The organism is Kitasatospora sp. NPDC004531 (genome assembly GCF_053602195.1).
The window spans coordinates 38,869-58,160 of record NZ_JBSGDD010000002.1; the positions used below are offsets into that span (position 1 = coordinate 38,869).

A 19,292-nucleotide genomic window follows, 5' to 3' on the forward strand; every position below is an offset into this window, starting at 1 on the left:
ATGAGTACCAACACCGACGCGACCACCGGCATCCCGGCTCAGCGGGGCGGCGGGAACGACAAGTCCCGCAAGCCCACCCAGGAACAGCGCTTCGCGGACGGCGGGGGAGTCCTCAACGTCTTCTCGCACGGCTTCCTCGCCCTGTGGGCCGTGCTGATCATCGGCCCGCTGGTCTGGATCGTCCTCGGCTCGTTCAAGAACAACACCGAGATCGGCAGCAGCGCCTGGAGCTGGCCGTCGCACTGGAGCTTCGACGCCTTCACCCGCGCCTGGGACAAGGGCATCGGCGACTTCTTCGTCAACACCCTGATCGTGCTGGCGGGTTCGCTCACGCTGACCATGCTGCTCGGCGCGATGGCGGCCTACGTGCTGGCCCGGTACGAGTTCCGCGGCAACCGGGTCATCTACTACTTCTTCGTCGCCGGCGCGATGTTCCCGGTGTACCTGGCGCTGGTCCCGCTGTTCTTCATGGTGAAGAACCTCGGCGACGTGATCCCGTGGCTGGGCCTGAACCAGTACCTCGGCCTGATCCTGGTGTACACGGCCTACTCGCTGCCGTTCACCGTGTTCTTCCTGTACTCGTTCTTCCGCTCGCTGCCCAGCGCCGTCCACGAGGCCGCGATGATCGACGGCTGCTCGCACAGCCGGGCGTTCTTCCAGGTCATGGTGCCGATGGCGAAGTCCGGCCTGATCAGCGTGTTCATCTTCAACGTGCTCGGCCAGTGGAACCAGTACCTGCTGCCGCTGACCCTGATGCAGCAGCAGAGCGGCAACGACCCGGACCACTCGATGCTCGCCCAGGGCCTGATGAACCTGGCCCAGCAGTCCGGCTACGCCAGCGACTTCCCCGGCCTGTTCGCCGGTATGACGATCGCGATGCTGCCGGTGCTGGTGGTGTACCTGTCCTTCCAGCGCCAGGTCCAGGCGGGCCTGACCTCCGCCACGCTGAAGTAGCCGCGGCGCTCCGATTCGTGGGGCAACTCCCGTTCCAGAGGCGGGAGTTGCCCCACTCGGTTTTTCCGCTGTGCGGCGGTCTCCGCTACTCGGCGTCGCGGGCCTGGGCGCGCAGCGCGCGGGCCAGGTCGTCGCGGCACTCCAGCACCAGGCGGCGCAGCGCCGGGGCGGCGTCCTGGTGGGCCGCCAGCCAGGCGTCGGTGGCCTCCAGGGTCTCCGGCGTGGTCTGGTAGCGCGGGAAGAAGCCGCCGACGATCCGCATCGCGATCTCGATCGAGCGGTCCGCCCAGATCGACTCCAGCATCGCGAAGTACGGCTCGCGGTAGGGAGCGGTGAGCGCGCGCTGCGCGGCCCGGTCGAAGCCGGCGATCTGCGCCTCGACCAGCGCGTTGGGCAGTTCGTCGGAGTCGACCACCGCGGCCCAGGCGGCGGCCTTCGCGTCCGCGGTGGGCAGCGCGGCCAGGCACTCGGTGTGCTGGCGGCGGCCGCTGGCGGTGTTGTCGCGGGCCAGTTCGGCGGACAGCTCCTCGGCGGTGGCCGCGCCGCCCGCGGCGAGGGTCAGCCAGAAGTTCCAGCGCAGTTCCTGGTCGACCGTCAGGCCGTCGATCCGCTCGGTGCCCTCCAGCAGGCCGCGCAGCAGCCGCAGGTGCTCGGCGTGCTCGGCGGTGTCGGCCAGGAAGCGGGCCCAGGCGAGCTGGTGGTCGCTGCCGGGGACGGCCCGGGTGAGCTCACGCAGCGCGACCTCGGCCAGCGCGGAGCCGTACTCGGCGCGGCGGGCCGGGTCGGCGTACACCTCCAGCGCGGTGCCGGCCTGCTGGTGCAGCGACTGCAGCACGCCGATGTCGGACTCCCGGCCGGCGAAGCGCTGCACCAGGTCGAGGTAGTCGCGGGTGGGCATCAGCCCGTCCCGGGTCAGGTTCCACAGCGCGGACCAGGCCAGCGCGCGGGCCAGGCCGCGCTCGCCGGCGAGGTCGCCGAGGCCGGTGCGCAGGGTCTCCAGCGAGCGCTCGTCGAAGCGGACCTTGCAGTACGTCAGGTCGTCGTCGTTGAGCAGCACCAGCGCGGGCAGCGCACGGCCGGCCGCCTCGGCGACGACGGTGCGGGCGCCGGTGACGTCCAGCTCGAAGCGGTCGGTGCGGACCAGCGCGCCGTCCTCGGCCCGGTCGTACAGGCCGACCGCGATCCGGTGCGGGCGCAGCACGTCGCCGTCCTGGAGGATCGCCAGCTCGGTGATCCGGCCCTCGGCGTCCGAAGCGACCTCGGGGGTCAGGGTGTTGACGCCGGAGGTCTGCAGCCAGGCGGCGGACCAGCTGCGCAGGTCGCGGCCGCTGGTCTCCTCCAGGGCGTCCAGCAGGTCGCCGAGGACGGTGTTGCCGTAGGCGTGCTGCTTGAAGTAGCGGCGGGCGCCCTCGAAGAACGCGTCCCTACCGACGTACGCCACCAGCTGCTTGAGGACGGAGGCGCCCTTGGCGTAGGTGATGCCGTCGAAGTTGAGCTTGGCGTCCTCCAGGTCGCGGATGTCCGCGGTGATCGGGTGGGTGGTGGGGAACTGGTCCTGCCGGTACGCCCAGGCCTTGCGGCGGTTGGCGAAGGTGATCCAGGCGGAGCGGTACTTGGTGGCCTCGATCTGCGCGAAGGAGCCCATGAAGTCGGCGAACGACTCCTTCAGCCACAGGTCGTCCCACCACTTCATGGTGACCAGGTCGCCGAACCACATGTGCGCCATCTCGTGCAGGACGACGTTGGCGCGGCTCTCGTAGGCGGCCTCGGTGACCTTCGAGCGGTAGATGAACTCCTCGCGGAAGGTGACGCAGCCGGGGTTCTCCATCGCGCCGATGTTGTACTCGGGGACGAAGCACTGGTCGTACTTGCCGAACGGGTACGGGTAGTCGAACTCCTGGTGGAAGAAGTCCAGGCCCTGCTTGGTGACGGTGAGGATCTCGTCGGCGTCGAAGTACGGGGCCAGCGAGCGGCGGCAGGTGGCGGCGAGCGGGATCTCCAGCACGGTGCCGTCGGGCAGTTCGCGGGAGTAGTGGTCGCGCACCACGTGGTAGGGGCCGGCCACCACGGCGGTCAGGTAGGTGGAGATCGGCCGGGTCGGCGCGAACTCCCAGGTGCGGGTGGCGCCTTCGTCGGTGATCGTCTCGTGCACCGCGTTGGCGTACACGTCCCAGGCGGCCGGGGCGGTCACCGTGAAGTGGAACGGGGCCTTCAGGTCGGGCTGCTCGAAGTCGGCGAACACCCGGCGGGCGTCGGCCGGTTCGTAGTGGGTGTACAGGTAGGTCTCGCCGTCGGCCGGGTCGACGAAGCGGTGCAGGCCCTCGCCGGTGCGGCTGTACGCGCACTCGGCGACCACCGTCAGCTCGTTGCGCGCGGCGAGTTCCGGCAGTGCGACCCGGGTGCCGTCGAACACCTCGGCCGGGTCCAGCGGGCGCCCGTTCAGCTCGACGGAGACCACCTCGGGGGCCAGCAGGTCGGCGAAGCTCGACGCGCCCGGGGAGGTGCAGTCGAACGAAATCCGGGTGGTGGAACGGAAGGTGGGCCGGCCGGGGTCGGCCGCCGCACTCACGTCCAGGTGGACGCGGTAGCTCTCCACCCGGATCATCCCGGCCCGATCGCGGGCCTCCTCACGGCTCAGGTTCTTGCCCGGCACGGCGGTACTCCTCTGTACGGAACACACGGCTTTCGGAGTGTTCATGGCACTCCGTCGGGGGCATCCTTTCACGCCCCTCCAGCTGTGCCATTGCACTGGGTGAGGAATCATCACGGACACCTCCGGGTTGCAGCTCCGAGGGGGGAAACCCCGCACCTCTCGACCGTCGACAACGGAGGGCGTCGCCCGTGAGCACCGCAGACAGCCGCAAGACCGCCGACTTCTGGTTCGACCCGATCTGCCCCTGGGCCTGGATGACCTCCCGCTGGATGCTGGAGGTCGAGAAGCTCCGCCCGGTGGACGTCCGCTGGCACGTGATGAGCCTGTCCGTCCTGAACGAGAAGCGGGACGACCTGCCCGAGCAGTACCGCGACCTGCTGGCGGCCGGCTGGGGCCCGGTCCGGGTGCTGATCGCCGCCGCCGAGCAGCACGGCGAGGAGGTGCTCGGCCGGCTCTACACCGAGCTCGGCCTGCGCTTCCACAACCAGGGCCTGCCCAACACCCGGGAGACCGTGGTCGCCGCCCTCACCGCGGCCGGCCTGCCCGCCGAGCTCGCGGACGCGGCCGGCACCGACGCGTACGACGAGAAGCTGCGCGCCTCGCACGCCGAGGGCATCGGCCTGGTCGGCGAGGACGTCGGCACCCCGGTGATCGCCGTGGAGGGCGCCGACGGCGAGCGGGTCGCCTTCTTCGGCCCCGTCGTCACCCCGACGCCGCGCGGCGAGGCGGCCGCCCGACTGTGGGACGGCACGCTGCTGGTCGCCTCGACGCCGGGCTTCTACGAGATCAAGCGCACCCGCACGGCCGGGCCCTCGTTCGAGTAGCCCCGTCCGGCACGCGAAACCCCCCGCACCCGCGCGGGGGGTTTCGCGCGTCCGCTCAGAGCGCCGTCCGCCGGCTGCGCAGCACGCCGACGACGGCCAGCGCCACCGTCAGGCCGGCGGTGAAGTACAGCTGGACGCGGTTGGCGGAGTCCAGCGTCATCAGCACCAGCACCACCGCGATCGCCGCCAGCGCGACGTACGTCAGGTACGGGAACGCCCACATCCGGACGGGGAGCTGCGCCGCGGGCACCGTGCGGCGCATCCGCAGCTGGGCCACGGCGATGAACGCCCAGACCACCAGGACGGCCGCGCCGACCATGTTCAGCAGCCAGGTGAACACCGTCTCGGGCCACCAGTAGGACAGCAGCACGGCGAGGAACCCGAACGCGCAGGACGCCAGCACCGCCCGCCGGGGGACGCCGCCGGACAGCCGGGCCAGCGCGCGCGGGCCGTGCCCGCGGGCGACCAGCGAGTGCACCATCCGGGACGAGCCGTAGATGTTGGCGTTCATCGCGGACAGCAGCGCGATCAGCACCACCACGTTCATCACCTGGGCCGCCGCCGGAATGCCCAGCGTCCCCAGCACCGCGACGTACGGCCCGGGCCGGACCACCGACGGGTCGTCCCACGGCACCAGGGTGACGATCACCGCCATCGAGCCGACGTAGAACAGCGCGATCCGCCACATCGCGGTGCGCACCGCGACGGCCACCGAGTGCCGGGGGTTCTCGGACTCGGCGGCGGCGATGGTGACGGTCTCCAGGCCGCCGTACGCGAACACCGAGGCGAGCAGGCCGGTGACCAGCCCGCTCGCGCCGTGCGGCAGGAAGCCGTGGTGGCCGGTCAGGTTGGCGGCGCCGGGGGAGGCGGTGCCGGGCAGCAGGCCGAGCACGGCCAGCACGCCGATCACCAGGAAGGCGCTGATCGCCAGCACCTTGATCGCGGCGAACCAGAACTCGAACTCGCCGAAGTTGCGCACCGCCGCCAGGTTGGTCAGGCAGAAGAAGGCCATGAACACGGCGACCCAGGCCCAGGACGGCACGGCGGGCAGCCAGCCGGAGACGATGCCGGCCGCGCCGATGGCCTCCACGGCGACGCCGACGCACAGGAGTATCCAGAACAGCCAGCCCACGGTGAAGCCGGCCCACGGGCCGATCTCCCGGTCGGCGTGCACCGAGAACGACCCGGAGGCGGGCCGGGCGGCGGACATCTCGCCGAGCATCCGCATCACCAGCATCACCAGCAGCCCGGAGGCGGCGAAGGCGAGCACCACGGCGGGCCCGGCGGCGGCGATGCCGGAGCCGGAGCCGACGAACAGCCCGGCGCCGATCACGCCGCCCAGCGCGATCATCGACAGGTGGCGCTGCTTGAGGCCGTGGGCCAGACCGGAGTCCTCGGTGGCGCCGTCGGCGGCCGGCCGGGCGGACGCCTCGGCGGAGGGCGGAGTTCGGGTCATGCGGAGGGTTCCAGACTGTGTGACTGTCCGACCATTTCGGCGGGTCTGTCCACTATTCGGCATCTGACGTGGACGCCCCAACCGGGACCGGCATCCGGACGCCCGGATCACGCACGGTGAACGAGCCGCTACCGATGGCAGTTCGTGAGGGCTTGGTCACAGGCCGGACCCGACAAGCCGGGCCCGGTCGGCTTTGTCACGCCCCGACGCGGTGGCGGACCCCTGACGCGGCGTAGGTTCACAGGTGATCACCCTCATCGGACCCCGGGAGCAGCCATGGCCATCGCCGCCTCGACACCCTCCACCGCCGTCCTCGCCGACCTGCTGCCGCAGGCGTCCACCCGGATCGGCGCGCGGGCCCGCGACCTGGCCCTGGTGGCCGGCGGCGCCGCGCTGACCGGCATCGCCGCCCAGCTGTCCGTCCCGGTGCCGGGCTCGCCGGTGCCGGTCACCGGGCAGACCTTCGCCGCGCTGCTGGTCGGCACCGCGCTCGGCGCCCGCCGCGGCGCCGCCGCGCTCGGCCTGTACCTGGCGGCCGGCGCGGCCGGCCTGCCCTGGTTCGCCGAGGGCGCCTCCGGCGCGGGCCTGGCCACCTTCGGCTACGTCATCGGCTTCGTGCTGGCCGCCGCCCTCACCGGCGCGCTGGCCCGCCGCGGCGCCGACCGCAGCCCGCTGCGCACCGCCGGCGCGATGGCGCTCGGCAGCCTGGTGATCTACGCGGTCGGCGTGCCGTACCTGGCCTTCGCCCTGGACGTGCCGCTCGCCAAGGCCGCGAGCCTCGGCATGTACCCGTACCTGATCGGCGACGCGCTCAAGATGGCGCTCGCGATGGGCGCCCTGCCGCTCACCTGGAAGCTGCTCGGCCGCCGCTGACGACCCGTCCCCACCGGGCCCGCCGCCCCTGTCGGGGCGCGGGCCCGGAGGCATGTCACACTCGTGACCATGCGCGTCTACCTGGGCTCCGACCACGCCGGATACGAACTGAAGAACCACCTCGTCGAGTGGCTGAAGGGGGCCGGGCACGAGCCGGTCGACTGCGGCCCGCACATCTACGACGCCGAGGACGACTACCCGCCGTTCTGCCTGCGGGCGGCCGAGCGCACCGCCGCCGACCCCGAGGCGCTGGGCGTCGTGATCGGCGGCTCCGGCAACGGCGAGGCGATCGCCGCCAACAAGGTCAAGGGCGTCCGCGCCGCGCTGGCCTGGAGCAAGCAGACCGCCGCCCTGGGCCGCGAGCACAACAACGCCAACGTGATCTCGGTCGGCGGCCGGATGCACACCCTCGACGAGGCCACCGAGTTCGTCGAGATCTTCCTCAACACCCCGTACAGCGGCGAGCCCCGGCACACCCGCCGGATCGAGATGCTCTCCGAGTACGAGACCACCGGCGAACTGCCCCCCATCCCGGCCCACCACCCGCAGGGCTGACCCCCGACGCACCGCGCCCGCCCGGCAGTCGAACCGGGCGGGCGCGCGTTTCGCCGGGCGCGGTCAGAAGCCGTGCGGCAGCCAGGGCTCCAGCCCCGAACGGAACGCCGCCGACACCGACTCCAGCACCCCGGGCCGCAACTCCCGCACCAGCCCCGCCGCGGCCAGCGCCGACAGCGAGCCGCCGCCCAGGTAGACCGAGCCCAACTCCCGTACGTCCAGCGCCAGATCGGCCGGATCGTCGGTCGGCACGCAGGAGGCCGGCTTGCCCGGCGCGGCCGTCAGCCGCCAACGGCCCGCGTTCCACGGGCAGAACGCGTCGGTGACCTCCAGCACCGTGTCCACCGGCTGCGCCCAGCCGCGCGCCTCCAGCGCCTTCGGCAGGTCCACCAGCCGCACGAACATCGAGTCCACCACGCGGGGCGTCAGGTGCCGGACGTCCGACACCAGGTGCAGCAGCGCGTCGTCCGCGGGCAGGTTGAACGCCTCCACCCGCTCCGTCAGGTCGAGGTCCAGCAGGAACTCCCACAGCCGGGCGTACACCCAGGGCTGCTCCGCCAGCACCGTGCGGACCCGCACCACGCCGGCCGCACCCCGCTCGTTCCAGTCGCCCTTCACCGCGAACCGGGCGTAGCCGAGCAGTTCACCGGTCTCCGGATCCTCCGCCACCACCGACTGCAGCCGGGAGAAGCCGCCGCGCGACTGCGGCGCGTCCAGCACCGGCAGCTTGTCCCAGCCGGGCCGGCGCACCAGGGTGCCCGGACGGCGGGTGGCCAGCCGGGCGTACAGCTCCTCGCAGCGCGCCAGTTCGGCGGCCGGGTCGACCAGCCGCAGCACCGCCTCGCCGCGCTGCTCCGGGGTGTGCACCCGCACCCGGCCGCGGGTCATCGACACCGTCACCTTGCGGGTGCCCTGCCCGTAGCCGAACCGGCCGTAGATCGGCGGCTCGGACGCCGTCAGCACCGCCAGGCACTCGCCGGCCGCGCGCACGTCGTCCAACTGCCGGCGCATCAGGGCCGTCAGCGCGCCGCGCCGCCGGTGGGTGGGCAGCACGCCCACCATCGTCACGCCCGCCGCCGGGAGCACCGCGCCGCCCGGCACCACCACCCGGAAGCTGAACGCCGAAGCGCTGCCGACGATCCGCTCGCCCTCGCAGACCGCCAGCGAACGCTCGACCTCGGTCAACTCCTTCCACAGCGCCCGCTCCTCCGGCGCCTCCTCGTCACCACCGAAGGCCACCTCCAGCGTGTCGTACCAGGTGTCCCACTCCTCGGCTCGCAGCGGTCGCACGGTCAGTTGGGGGTGTCGAGTCGTCATGAAGCCCTGCCTATCACCGGATCCGGAACGGTGCGAACGATTTGTCGAGCCCGCGCCGCGACCCGAACACCCGCGCACGGCCGAAACCCGCCGGAGCGTCCCACTCCCGTTGCACTCGGTGCCACCCGGGCCGTCGACGCGCGCACCGCCGGTGGATAAGGTCGGTCCCCATGGCCGGCAGCGCGCGTCCCAGAGCGACGGGCCGGGACGGCGGACCGTCCCGCGAGCCCGTGACGGCCCGGCTGCGCGCGGCGCTGTACCGGGCCCGACGCAGGCTGCGCCGCACCGGCGTCGACTACTTCCGCGGCGACGGCGCCGACTGGTGGGCGTTCGCCGCCCTCGCCCTCGCCGTGCCCGTCCTGGTCCTGCTGAACATCCTGCTCCCCGACTGGGCCCCGCCCACCGCCCTGGTGCTGCCGGTGCTGGCCGGCGCGCTGCTGCTGCGCCCCGGCACCCTGGTGCTGCTGTACGCCGTCGCCGCCGCCGGGCTGATCACCGAGTCCCTGGTGCACACCGGCGAACGCGTCGCCAGCGCCCGGCCCGAGGCCTACGCGCACGGCGTGACCCCGGGCTCCGCGCTGGTGGTCGGCGCGGTCGGCATCGCCGGACTGCTGGTCGCCCAGTTCCGCCGCCGGATCGGGGTGCCCTGGCGCGGCGGCTCCACCATGCTGTTCGACCTGCGCGAACGGATCCGGGTGCAGGGCCGCGTCCCCCGGCTGCCCGACGGCTGGCACACCGACACCGCGCTGCGCCCGGCCGGCGGCCAGTCCTTCTCCGGCGACTTCATGGTCGCCGCCCGCACCGGCCCCGGCGGCCGGATGCTGGAAGCCGTCCTCGCCGACGTCTCCGGCAAGGGCATGGACGCCGGCAGCCGCGCCCTGCTGCTGTCCGGCGCCTTCGGCGGACTGCTCGGCTCGCTGCCCGCCCACGACTTCCTGCCCGCCGCCAACGGCTACCTGCTGCGCCAGGACTGGGAGGAGGGCTTCGCCACCGCCGTCCACCTGGTGGTCGACCTGGACACCGGCGAGTACGAACTGCTCTCCGCCGGGCACCTGCCCGGCATGCACCGCCTCGCCGGGGCCGGGTACTGGGAGGTCAAGGAGGCCGAGGGGCCGCTGCTGGGCGTCTACGACGAGGCCAAGTTCGAAGGGGTGCGCGGCGTCCTCGGCCCCGGCGACGTGCTGATGCTGTGCACCGACGGCATGGTGGAGATCCCCGGCCGCGACCTCGCCGAGGGCATGGACCGGCTGATGGGGGAGGCCGACCGGCTGATCGCCACCGCGCCGTCGGCGATCCGGCACGGCGCCGCGGTCCGGCTGATCGACACGGTGGCCAAGCACGTCAACGACGACCGCGCGGTGCTGCTGGTCTGGCGGCGCTGAGGCGTTTTCGAGCCGCCGCCCAACTGCCGTGATGCGCAGGCGCGGTGAGCGCGGAGTGCCCACGGAGTGTCAAACCCGGGCGTTGATCTTCGGCCAATTCCGCAACCCCGCCCGGGCCCGCCGACGCGGGTGCTCCGGCCTGCCGCTTTGCCGCGCCGGCCAGGTCGGATCGCAGCCCGCCGACGGCGCGTCAGAACCCGTCCGCTATCGTCGCGGACGGCGAAAATCAGTCCCACCAGGCGGGTTGGGGCCCCGGGCGACCGGGCAAGTCCTTTACGCACTCAGCACGAGCGACCACACTGAGTCCGGATGGAGTGGTGGGGACACGGGGGGCAGGGGCCGGTTTCCGCCTGGGAGCCAACGCCGGCTTCCACCGAACCCCCGCCATGAATCGAGGAAGTGAGTCCCGGTGGCCTTCTCCGTCTCCGCGCTTGTCCTGTTCGGCGTCATCGTCGCGATCTTCATTCGCAACAAGCAGCTGAAGACCGGGCACGCCATCATCGCCGCCCTGTTCGGCTTCATGCTCAGCCAGTCGACCATGGCCAACCCGATCCAGCAGTTCCTCACCTCGGTGTCCAAGGCCATCGCCTCGATCGCGGGTTGACGCCCCGTCGGTCCCCGGGCGGCACGCCACGACGGACGGGAGGCTCCCCGCACCGTCCCTTCGGCCTGCCCGCGGGTGACCAGGGTCACCCGAATCGTCACGCCAGGTCCGCGCCCGATCGCGCACGGTGGCCGAAGTCGCCCACCGTGCGGGGTTCGTACGCGCACCGTCATGATCCCGTGCGCACACCGCAGCGCCCCGTCGGCGCAGCGTGACCTGGTGCTCCGTCAGCCCCTTCCCGGCCTCGGGAGCGGGGCCAATCGGCGTTTGCCAGCCTCGCGGACCGTGGGATTTGCTTCCTCCGCAGCCCGGCCAGTGACCGGGCGGGCCACCGGACGGAACGCCTAGTCCTGCCGTCGTCCGGTGCCGACCAGAAACCACGCCACGGCAGGAGCGGGGGAACCACAGGTAAGTCGCCGGGCCCGGGAACATCCGGGAACGGCTCGGGGTGAAGTCGCACTCGTGCGGCCGGGCAACTCTCGCCCGAACCCGACAGCTCACCTCGCAGGCGTCGGAGAGGAACGCCTTCATGTCCGCTCAGGGCAAGCACCGCAAGCCGAGCCTGGCCACCGTCGCCCGGATCGCCATCGCCGCCGGTGTGGCCGGCGCCGCGATCGGCCTCCCGGTCACCGCCGCCTCCGCGCACACCGCCGCCGACCAGGGCGCCCGCCCGTCGACCGTCTCGGTGGACGCCACCCCGGTCGCCGACCGGGCCCCCGCCGCGCACGACTACCGCGTCGTCTCCGGCGACACCCTGTCCCGGATCGCCGACGCGCAGCACGTCGACGGCGGCTGGGAGAAGCTGTACCAGGACAACCGCTCCGTGGTCGGCGGCAACCCGGACCTGATCTTCCCGGGCCAGAAGCTCACCATCAACGGCCAGGCCGCCGCCCAGCAGGCCCCGGCCGCCCCGGCCAAGGCCCCGGCCGCCAAGTCCGCCTCCTCGGACGCCGCCAAGCCGGCCGCCGCCCCGAAGGCCGCCACCCAGCAGGCCCCGGCCGCCAAGCCCGCCGCCAAGCCGGCCACCACCACGGCCACCGCCGCCGCGAAGCCGGCCGCCGCCCCGAAGGCCGCCGCGCCGAAGGCCGCCACCCAGCAGGCCCCGGCCGCCGCGACCACCAGCGCCAACGCCGCGTACGTCGCCCCCGCGCCGGGCAAGGTCACCACCGGTTACAAGGTGGCCGGCTCCAACTGGTCCAGCGGCTACCACACCGGCATCGACTTCCCGGTCGCCACCGGTACCGGCCTCAAGGCGATCGCCGCCGGCACCGTGGTCTCCGCCGGCAACGGCGGCGCCTACGGCAACCAGGTCGTCATCAAGCTGGCCGACGGCAAGTACGCCCAGTACGCCCACCTGTCCTCGATCTCCGTCTCGGCCGGCCAGTCCGTGACCGCGGGGCAGCAGATCGGCCTGTCCGGCGCCACCGGCAACGTCACCGGCCCGCACCTGCACTTCGAGATCCGCACCACCCCGGACTACGGCTCCGACATCGACCCGATCGCCTACCTGGCGGCCCACGGCGTCAACGTCTGATCCACGCCTCACCCCCGAAGGCCCCGCGCAGCCACCCCGGCCGCCGGGGCCTTCGGCCTGCCCGCGCCGCCTGCCCGCCTGCTCGCCGTCCGTCCGCCCGCCCGCGCGAGGCGCCCGCCAACGGCAACGGCCCCGACTGCGTGGGCAGTCGGGGCCGTCGGCCTTGCTCGGAGCGGGTGACGAGAATCGAACTCGCGTGACCAGTTTGGAAGACTGGGGCTCTACCATTGAGCTACACCCGCATACGCGTACCCGCACCGCAGTCGCGGTGGCGAGGACTGGAACAGGGTACCTGGTCGAGTCGGTGGATTGCACACTCCTTCCACGTTGTCGGCTCGCCGATATCGCCCCGGTCGGGGGCGGGCCGACGTGTACTCTTCTGCTCGGCACCACGGGGTGTGGCGCAGGTTGGTAGCGCGTCCGCTTTGGGAGCGGAAGGCCGTCGGTTCGAATCCGGTCACCCCGACCGTGCGGCAGGGTCTCGTCGGCGGGCGGGGCCCTGTTGTCGTTGCGGGGCACGGGTGTTGTGGCATCCCCACCGACGTGCACCCGGTGCCGGGCACAGTCGCTTTCGTGGTACCGGTAGGATGGACCGCTGGCGGTAGTACGGACAGCAATGCAGCCCCAACCGCCTATCGCCCTGACCGCAAGCCCCCTAGGAGACCCAACCGTGAAGAGCGCCGTCGAGACTCTGAACCCGACCCGGGTTCGACTCACCGTCGAGGTGCCCTTCGAGGAGCTCAAGCCCAGCCTCGACGCGGCGTACAAGAAGATCAACCAGCAGGTCACCGTCCCGGGTTTCCGCAAGGGCAAGATCCCGAACCGGGTCATCGACCAGCGCTTCGGCCGGGGCGCGGTGCTGGAGGAGGCCGTCAACGACGCGCTTCCGCGCTTCTACACGCAGGCCGTCGACGAGGGCCAGATCGACGTTCTGGGCCAGCCGGACATCACCGACATCGCCGGTGTCGAGAACCTGGCCGACGGCGGTGACCTGAAGTTCACCGCCGAGGTCGACGTGCGCCCCGAGGTCACCCTCCCGGACTTCGCCGAGATCGCCGTCGTGGTGGACCCGGTCGAGGTCACCGACGAGGACATCGAGAAGTCGCTGCAGCAGCTGCGCGAGCGCTTCAGCTCCGTGAAGGACGTCGAGCGCGCCGCCGCCGAGGGCGACGTCGTGGTCATCGACCTGGAGGCCAAGGTCGACGGTGAGGTGCCGGAGGACGGCACCGCCACCGGCGTGAGCTACGAGATCGGCTCCGGCCGCCTGCTGGACGGCATCGACGAGGCCGTCGTCGGCCTGTCCGCCGGTGAGTCCAAGACCTTCACCACCACCCTCAAGGGCGGCACCCAGGCCGGCAAGGACTCCGAGGTCACCGTCACCGTGACCACCGTCCAGGAGAAGGAACTCCCGGAGCTGGACGACGAGTTCGCGCAGCTGGCGAGCGAGTTCGACACCCTGGAGGAGCTGCGCGGGGACTCCCGCAAGCGCCTTGAGCGGATGAAGGAGTTCGACCAGGCCACCCAGGCCCAGGAGAAGGTCCTCGACGAGCTGCTCACCCGCGTCGAGATGGAGTACCCGGAGAAGCTGCTCGCGGACGAGATCGGCACCCGCAAGCACAACCTGGAGCACCACCAGCTGGAGCCGATGGGCCTGACCCTCGACACCTACCTCGCCTCCCAGGACAAGTCCCGCGAGGACTACGACAAGGAGACCGAGGACCAGGCGAAGAAGGGCATCAAGACCCAGTTCGTGCTGGACCAGATCGTCAAGAACGAGGAGCTGGGCGTCAACCAGGAGGAGCTCACCGAGCACCTCATCCGTCGCGCCGCCGGCTCCGGCCTGACCCCGGACCAGTTCGCCCAGCAGGTCGTCCAGGGCGGCCAGGTGCAGCTGCTGGTCGGCGAGGTCGCCCGCGGCAAGGCGCTGGCCCTGGTCGTCGAGGCCGCCAAGGTCACCGACACCAACGGTGAGGTCGTGTCCTTCGAGGACGAGGAGGAGGCCACCGAGGCCGCCGCCACCGAGGCCGCCGCCGAGGAGACCACCGAGGCCTGAGCCTCGTAACCGCCGGGAATCCGGCGGAGTTTCGGACCGGGTACGGGCCCGGGCACCCCACGGTGCCCGGGCCCGTCCTCGTTCTGCCTGCTCACCCTGCGCTCACAGCGAACAGTTCTGCGTGGGGGATTCAGCGGCGGGGCCTGCGCGTTAGGGTCGGTGGACAGCGACACACACGCAGATCGACTGAGCAGGTGGCTAAGTGACGTTCCCGCAGATGCAGATGCCTGGCCCGATGGCACCGCACGCCGCCGGCGGCGACGTGGGCGGCGGCCTGGGCGACCAGGTCTACAACCGGCTGCTCAACGAGCGCATCATCTTCCTCGGCCAGCAGGTCGACGACGACATCGCCAACAAGATCACCGCCCAGCTCCTGCTGCTCGCGGCGGACCCCGAGAAGGACATCTACCTCTACATCAACTCCCCGGGCGGCTCGATCTCGGCCGGCATGGCGATCTACGACACCATGCAGTACATCAAGAACGACGTGGTGACCATCGCCATGGGCATGGCCGCGTCGATGGGCCAGTTCCTGCTGACCGCGGGCGCCAAGGGCAAGCGCTTCTCGCTGCCGAACGCCAACATCCTGATGCACCAGCCCTCCGCGGGCCTCGGCGGCTCCGCCACTGACATCCGGATCCAGGCGGAGCAGCTGCTGCGCACCAAGAAGCGGATGTCGGAGCTGATCGCCCAGCACAGCGGCCAGTCCTTCGAGCAGATCACCGCGGACTCCGACCGCGACCGCTGGTTCACGCCGGAGGAGGCCAAGGCGTACGGCCTGATCGACGAGATCATGCACAGCGCCGCGGACGTCCCGGGCGGCGGCGGCACCGGCGCCGGCCAGGCCGGCTGACCGGCATCGGAACCCAGACCGCACGCTTCGGAGGACCAGAGAACATGAACATCCCCAGCCTGTCCGGTGCCAAGGCCCGCCTGGAGGACATGCGGGCCGAGGGCCGCTACATCGTCCCGCGGTTCGTCGAGCGCACCTCGCAGGGCATCCGCGAGTACGACCCGTACGCCAAGCTGTTCGAGGAGCGCATCATCTTCCTCGGCTCGCAGGTGGACGACGTCTCCGCGAACGACATCATGGCGCAGCTGATCTGCCTGGAGTCGATGGACCCGGACCGGGACATCTCGCTGTACATCAACTCGCCCGGTGGCTCGTTCACCGCGCTGACGGCGATCTACGACACCATGCAGTTCGTGAAGCCCGACATCCAGACGGTCTGCATGGGCCAGGCCGCCTCGGCCGCCGCGGTCATCCTGGCCGCCGGCACCCCCGGCAAGCGGATGGCGCTGCCGAACGCCCGGGTGCTGATCCACCAGCCGTACACCGAGACCGGCCGCGGTCAGGTGTCGGACCTGGAGATCCAGGCCAAGGAGATCTTCCGGATGCGCGAGCAGCTGGAGACCATGCTGGCCAAGCACTCCAACAAGAGCGTCGAGCAGGTCCGCGAGGACATCGAGCGCGACAAGATCCTCACCGCCGAGGAGTCGCTGGAGTACGGCCTGATCGACCAGATCATCTCGACCCGCAAGAACTCCTACATGGAGTGATCGCTCGCCCCGGGGCGGCGCGTACGTGACGTACGCCCCGCCCCGGGGCGTTCCGGTCGGGGCCCCGGCCCCGGCACAATGGCTGTCGGGTCATGCACCCGCGACGGCATCTGTTCGGTATCAATTCGCCCAGGGCGTAGGGCAGACCGGTCGAAGTCGGCGGAAACGACGGCTCGGCAGAGTACCGTCGGATACCAGACCGACCGCCGACGGCGAAGCCGGTCTCACAGCACCAGGCCCCGACCCCCGCGGGGCCCCTGGCGAAGGGGAAGCACCTCGTGGCACGCATCGGAGACGGTGGCGACCTGCTCAAGTGCTCGTTCTGCGGCAAGTCGCAGAAGCAGGTGAAGAAGCTGATCGCCGGGCCAGGCGTGTACATCTGCGACGAGTGCATCGACCTGTGCAACGAGATCATCGAGGAGGAGCTCGCGGAGAGCTCCGAGGTGCGCTTCGAGGAACTCCCGAAGCCCCGCGAGATCTACGAGTTCCTGGACCAGTACGTGGTCGGCCAGGACCTCGCCAAGAAGGCGCTGTCGGTCGCGGTCTACAACCACTACAAGCGCGTCCAGGCGGGCGAGGCCGGTCGTTCCGGCTCCGGCCGGGACGACGCGATCGAGCTGGCCAAGTCGAACATCCTGCTGCTGGGCCCGACCGGCTCCGGCAAGACGCTCCTCGCGCAGACCCTGGCCCGGATGCTCAACGTGCCGTTCGCGATCGCGGACGCCACCGCGCTGACCGAGGCCGGCTACGTCGGCGAGGACGTCGAGAACATCCTGCTGAAGCTGATCCAGGCGGCCGACTACGACGTCAAGAAGGCCGAGACCGGGATCATCTACATCGACGAGATCGACAAGGTCGCCCGCAAGAGCGAGAACCCGTCGATCACCCGGGACGTCTCCGGCGAGGGCGTGCAGCAGGCGCTGCTGAAGATCCTGGAGGGGACCACCGCCTCGGTGCCTCCGCAGGGCGGCCGCAAGCACCCGCACCAGGAGTTCATCCAGATCGACACCACCAACGTGCTGTTCATCGTGGGCGGCGCGTTCGCCGGCCTGGAGCGGATCATCGAGGGCCGGGCGGGTGCCAAGGGCATCGGCTTCGGCGCCACCATCCGCTCCAAGCGCGAGGTGGACTCGGCGGACCACTTCCGCCAGGTGATGCCGGAGGACCTGGTGAAGTTCGGGATGATCCCGGAGTTCATCGGCCGCCTCCCCGTCATCACCTCCGTCCACAACCTGGACCGCGAGGCGCTGCTGCAGATCCTCACCGAGCCGAAGAACGCGCTGGTGAAGCAGTACCGCAAGCTGTTCGAACTGGACGGCGTGGAGCTGGAGTTCACCCGGGACGCGCTGGAGGCCATCGCCGACCAGGCGATCCTGCGGGGCACCGGCGCGCGCGGTCTGCGGGCCATCATGGAGGAGGTGCTGATGTCCGTGATGTACGAGGTGCCGTCCCGGCAGGACGTCGCCCGCGTGGTGGTCACCGGGGACGTGGTCTCCAAGCACGCCATCCCGACCCTGGTCCCGCGCGACATGATCAAGCGTGAGCGCCGGGAGAAGAGCGCCTGACCCGGCGTCAACTCGGCGACAGCGAAAGGGCCCCGCACCGGTGAACGGTGCGGGGCCCTTCGTGTTGTCCGGACTCCCTTGCGGGGCAGGCTACTTGGGGACCTCGGAGAGCTTGCGCAGCTCCTGGGTGTCGGCGACGACCTGGTCCTTGGAGACGCCGTTCGCGCTCTCGCCGTCGAGCTCCAGGACGACCACCACGGAGGAGCTGTCGGCCCAGACGCAGATGCCGCCCTTGGTGCCGCCGATCTCGGTGACGCCGCAGGACATCCGGCCGCCCAGCGGGCCCGCGTCCACGTTGCTGCGCTCGGTGACGCCCTCGCCGCCGGCCGAGAAGCTGCTGAAGGCCGCGTCGACCTGCTTGTCGGGGAACAGCACGTGGCCCTGCATGCCGGAGACCAGCAGCATCTTCCGCTCGTCCGCGGAGCGGTAGATGGTGCTGACCGGCTCGGCCTGGGTGAAGGAGGACTTGTCCTTGCCGAGGCCGTCCTGGAGCATCGTGGACAGCTGCTTGGCGTCCTCGTCCTCCGGGTCGCTGGTCAGGTCCTTGAAGCTCTGCGGCAGCGCGACCTTGTACTTGCCGGTGTCCGCGGCGGTGTCGTAGATCAGGTAGCCGATCACGCCGGCGCCGCCGAGCACCACGGCGGCCACGACGGAGAGGCCGATCCACAGGCCCTTGCGGGACTTCTTGGCCACCGGCACGCCGGGCGGGTAGTAGCCGGCGGGGGCGCCGGGCGGGAAGCCCTGCGGCGGCACGGCGCCGCCGCCCCAGGCCTGCTGCTGCGGCGCGGCCGGCTGGCCGTAGCCGCCCTGGGGCGCGCCCTGCGGGGGTATCGGACCGTCCGGGGTGGACGGCCCGAAGCCGGGCTGCGGCGGGCCGAACTGGTTGTCGGACACGGGGGCTCCGTTCGAGCGTGAAGTGTGCTGCGGTGACGCTTACTTGGCGACGGTCGAGGCGTCGCGGAACTGGCGGGCGCGGGCCGCGGCCTCGGTGGTGCTGATGGACTTGCCGCTGGAGTCCATGGAGACGAACGCGACCACGCCGATGGTGGAGTGGCTGGCGAACATGCAGATCGGGATGCCGGGGGAGGCCTTGCCGGTGGTGCCGGTGTCCGAGGCGCCCACGCCGCAGCGGAGCTTGGCGCCGGAGTCGGTCGGGTCGTTCGCGTCGACGTCCTTCAGCTCCTCCTTCCAGACCGGCTTGTCCGAACCGTCCTCGCCGTCACCCTCGTTGATCTTCTGGGCGGCGACGTCGAGCGCCTTGGCCGGGTCCGGGACCTTGCCCCAGGAGCCGCTGAAGCTGGCCACGTCGGTGGGGGTCTTCTGGTACGTCGCGGTGAGCGAGCCCTCGAAGGTGCCGATGCCGTCCAGGCCCTTCAGCTCGCCCTTCTCGGAGACGTTCTTCTGGGTGTAGCCGGACACGCTCTGCGGCGCGGCCAGCTTGTACTTGCCCGCGCTGTCCGCGCCCTTGGAGCCGCTCAGCGCGAACCACGCGCCACCGCCGGCGACGGCCAGCACCAGGACCACCACCAGGGCGATGATCCCGCCCTTGCCCTTGGACGGGGCGGGCGGCGGCGGGAAGCCGCCGTAACCGGGCTGCCCGGGCGGGCCGGGCTGCTGCGGCATGCCGCCCCACTGCTGCTGGGGCGGCGGCGGCTGCTGCGGGTAGCCGTACCCCGGCTGCCCGGCGGGCGGCTGCGGCGCGCCGTAGGCCGGCGGCTGCGGAGCCCCGTACCCGGGCGGCTGCTGCGGAGCGCCGTACGCCGGCGGCTGGGGGGCGCCGTAGGCCGGAGGCTGCTGCGGGGCGCCGTAGCCGGGCTGCGGCGGCGGAGCACCGTACGGCTGCGGCGGCTGCCCCTGCGGATACTGCTGCGGTCCCTGGCCCTGGCCGTACATATGTCTTTTCTCCCCCGCCGCTTCTGTTGCGCGGCCCCGTCCGATCGACTATGCGGGCACGCTACCGTA

Annotated in this window: 16 protein-coding genes, 2 tRNA genes and 1 riboswitch; of the genes, 12 read left to right on the forward strand and 6 right to left on the reverse strand. The window is 71.6% G+C overall.

Features of this window, described 5'->3' with window-relative positions; genetic code table 11:
• On the forward strand, window positions 1-954 hold the full coding sequence (locus tag ACWEMJ_RS01440; RefSeq protein ID WP_452134877.1) for a carbohydrate ABC transporter permease: 954 nt from the start codon (window positions 1-3) through the stop codon (window positions 952-954).
• 85 nt (window positions 955-1,039) lie between these two features.
• On the opposite strand, the gene pepN is transcribed toward ACWEMJ_RS01440, so the two are convergent.
• Complete coding sequence (gene pepN, locus ACWEMJ_RS01445; protein ID WP_452134878.1) at window positions 1,040-3,607, reverse strand: aminopeptidase N; 2,568 nt, start codon at window positions 3,605-3,607, stop codon at window positions 1,040-1,042.
• A gap of 188 nt (window positions 3,608-3,795) precedes the next feature.
• Here pepN and ACWEMJ_RS01450 point away from each other — a divergent pair, with 188 nt between their 5' ends.
• A complete protein-coding gene (locus ACWEMJ_RS01450; protein ID WP_452134879.1) occupies window positions 3,796-4,431 on the forward strand; it encodes a mycothiol-dependent nitroreductase Rv2466c family protein in 636 nt (211 codons plus the stop codon).
• A 55-nt stretch (window positions 4,432-4,486) separates the two neighbouring features.
• On the opposite strand, the gene ACWEMJ_RS01455 is transcribed toward ACWEMJ_RS01450, so the two are convergent.
• Entirely contained in the window at window positions 4,487-5,887 is a 1,401-nt protein-coding gene (locus tag ACWEMJ_RS01455; protein WP_452134880.1) for an amino acid permease, read from the reverse strand.
• Window positions 5,888-6,163: 276 nt separating this feature from the next.
• Between ACWEMJ_RS01455 and ACWEMJ_RS01460 the strand changes: the two genes are divergently transcribed.
• Window positions 6,164-6,760, forward strand: a complete 597-nt coding sequence (locus tag ACWEMJ_RS01460; RefSeq protein WP_452134881.1) for a biotin transporter BioY — start codon at window positions 6,164-6,166, stop codon at window positions 6,758-6,760.
• 69 nt (window positions 6,761-6,829) lie between these two features.
• Window positions 6,830-7,315, forward strand: a complete 486-nt coding sequence (locus ACWEMJ_RS01465; RefSeq protein ID WP_452134882.1) for a ribose-5-phosphate isomerase — start codon at window positions 6,830-6,832, stop codon at window positions 7,313-7,315.
• 63 nt (window positions 7,316-7,378) lie between these two features.
• On the opposite strand, the gene ACWEMJ_RS01470 is transcribed toward ACWEMJ_RS01465, so the two are convergent.
• On the reverse strand, window positions 7,379-8,632 hold the full coding sequence (locus tag ACWEMJ_RS01470) for a GNAT family N-acetyltransferase (protein WP_452134883.1): 1,254 nt from the start codon (window positions 8,630-8,632) through the stop codon (window positions 7,379-7,381).
• Between the two features lie 170 nt (window positions 8,633-8,802).
• Here ACWEMJ_RS01470 and ACWEMJ_RS01475 point away from each other — a divergent pair, with 170 nt between their 5' ends.
• The 3 genes from ACWEMJ_RS01475 (at window position 8,803) to ACWEMJ_RS01485 (ending at window position 12,152) form a co-directional block, all read left to right on the forward strand.
• Window positions 8,803-10,014 (forward strand): PP2C family protein-serine/threonine phosphatase, encoded by a 1,212-nt coding sequence (locus ACWEMJ_RS01475; protein WP_452134884.1) that lies wholly within the window; start codon window positions 8,803-8,805, stop codon window positions 10,012-10,014.
• Between the two features lie 409 nt (window positions 10,015-10,423).
• The gene (locus tag ACWEMJ_RS01480; RefSeq protein ID WP_452134885.1) at window positions 10,424-10,618 is read left to right on the forward strand and encodes a hypothetical protein; all 195 of its coding nucleotides are present in this window, start codon (window positions 10,424-10,426) and stop codon (window positions 10,616-10,618) included.
• A gap of 370 nt (window positions 10,619-10,988) precedes the next feature.
• Window positions 10,989-11,142: riboswitch (cyclic di-AMP (ydaO/yuaA leader) on the forward strand.
• Between the two features lie 5 nt (window positions 11,143-11,147).
• A complete protein-coding gene (locus ACWEMJ_RS01485) occupies window positions 11,148-12,152 on the forward strand; it encodes a M23 family metallopeptidase (RefSeq protein ID WP_452134886.1) in 1,005 nt (334 codons plus the stop codon).
• Window positions 12,153-12,323: 171 nt separating this feature from the next.
• On the opposite strand, the gene ACWEMJ_RS01490 is transcribed toward ACWEMJ_RS01485, so the two are convergent.
• Window positions 12,324-12,394, reverse strand: a tRNA-Gly gene (locus ACWEMJ_RS01490).
• A 150-nt stretch (window positions 12,395-12,544) separates the two neighbouring features.
• On the opposite strand from ACWEMJ_RS01490, the gene ACWEMJ_RS01495 reads away from it, so the two are divergent.
• The 5 genes from ACWEMJ_RS01495 (at window position 12,545) to clpX (ending at window position 17,330) form a co-directional block, all read left to right on the forward strand.
• Window positions 12,545-12,618: transfer RNA gene (locus ACWEMJ_RS01495), tRNA-Pro, on the forward strand.
• A gap of 204 nt (window positions 12,619-12,822) precedes the next feature.
• Window positions 12,823-14,205 carry a trigger factor gene (tig, locus tag ACWEMJ_RS01500; protein ID WP_452134887.1) on the forward strand — a complete coding sequence of 461 codons (1,383 nt, stop codon included), beginning with the start codon at window positions 12,823-12,825 and terminating at the stop codon, window positions 14,203-14,205.
• A 235-nt stretch (window positions 14,206-14,440) separates the two neighbouring features.
• Complete coding sequence (locus ACWEMJ_RS01505) at window positions 14,441-15,058, forward strand: ATP-dependent Clp protease proteolytic subunit (RefSeq protein ID WP_100586005.1); 618 nt, start codon at window positions 14,441-14,443, stop codon at window positions 15,056-15,058.
• 44 nt (window positions 15,059-15,102) lie between these two features.
• On the forward strand, window positions 15,103-15,765 hold the full coding sequence (locus ACWEMJ_RS01510; protein WP_452134888.1) for an ATP-dependent Clp protease proteolytic subunit: 663 nt from the start codon (window positions 15,103-15,105) through the stop codon (window positions 15,763-15,765).
• A gap of 278 nt (window positions 15,766-16,043) precedes the next feature.
• On the forward strand, window positions 16,044-17,330 hold the full coding sequence (clpX, locus tag ACWEMJ_RS01515; protein WP_014135752.1) for an ATP-dependent Clp protease ATP-binding subunit ClpX: 1,287 nt from the start codon (window positions 16,044-16,046) through the stop codon (window positions 17,328-17,330).
• Between the two features lie 90 nt (window positions 17,331-17,420).
• Here the strand turns inward: clpX and ACWEMJ_RS01520 are convergent, their stop codons facing one another.
• Complete coding sequence (locus ACWEMJ_RS01520; RefSeq protein WP_452134889.1) at window positions 17,421-18,224, reverse strand: hypothetical protein; 804 nt, start codon at window positions 18,222-18,224, stop codon at window positions 17,421-17,423.
• Between the two features lie 39 nt (window positions 18,225-18,263).
• Window positions 18,264-19,223 (reverse strand): hypothetical protein, encoded by a 960-nt coding sequence (locus tag ACWEMJ_RS01525; RefSeq protein WP_452134890.1) that lies wholly within the window; start codon window positions 19,221-19,223, stop codon window positions 18,264-18,266.
• Between the last annotated feature and the right edge of the window lie 69 nt (window positions 19,224-19,292).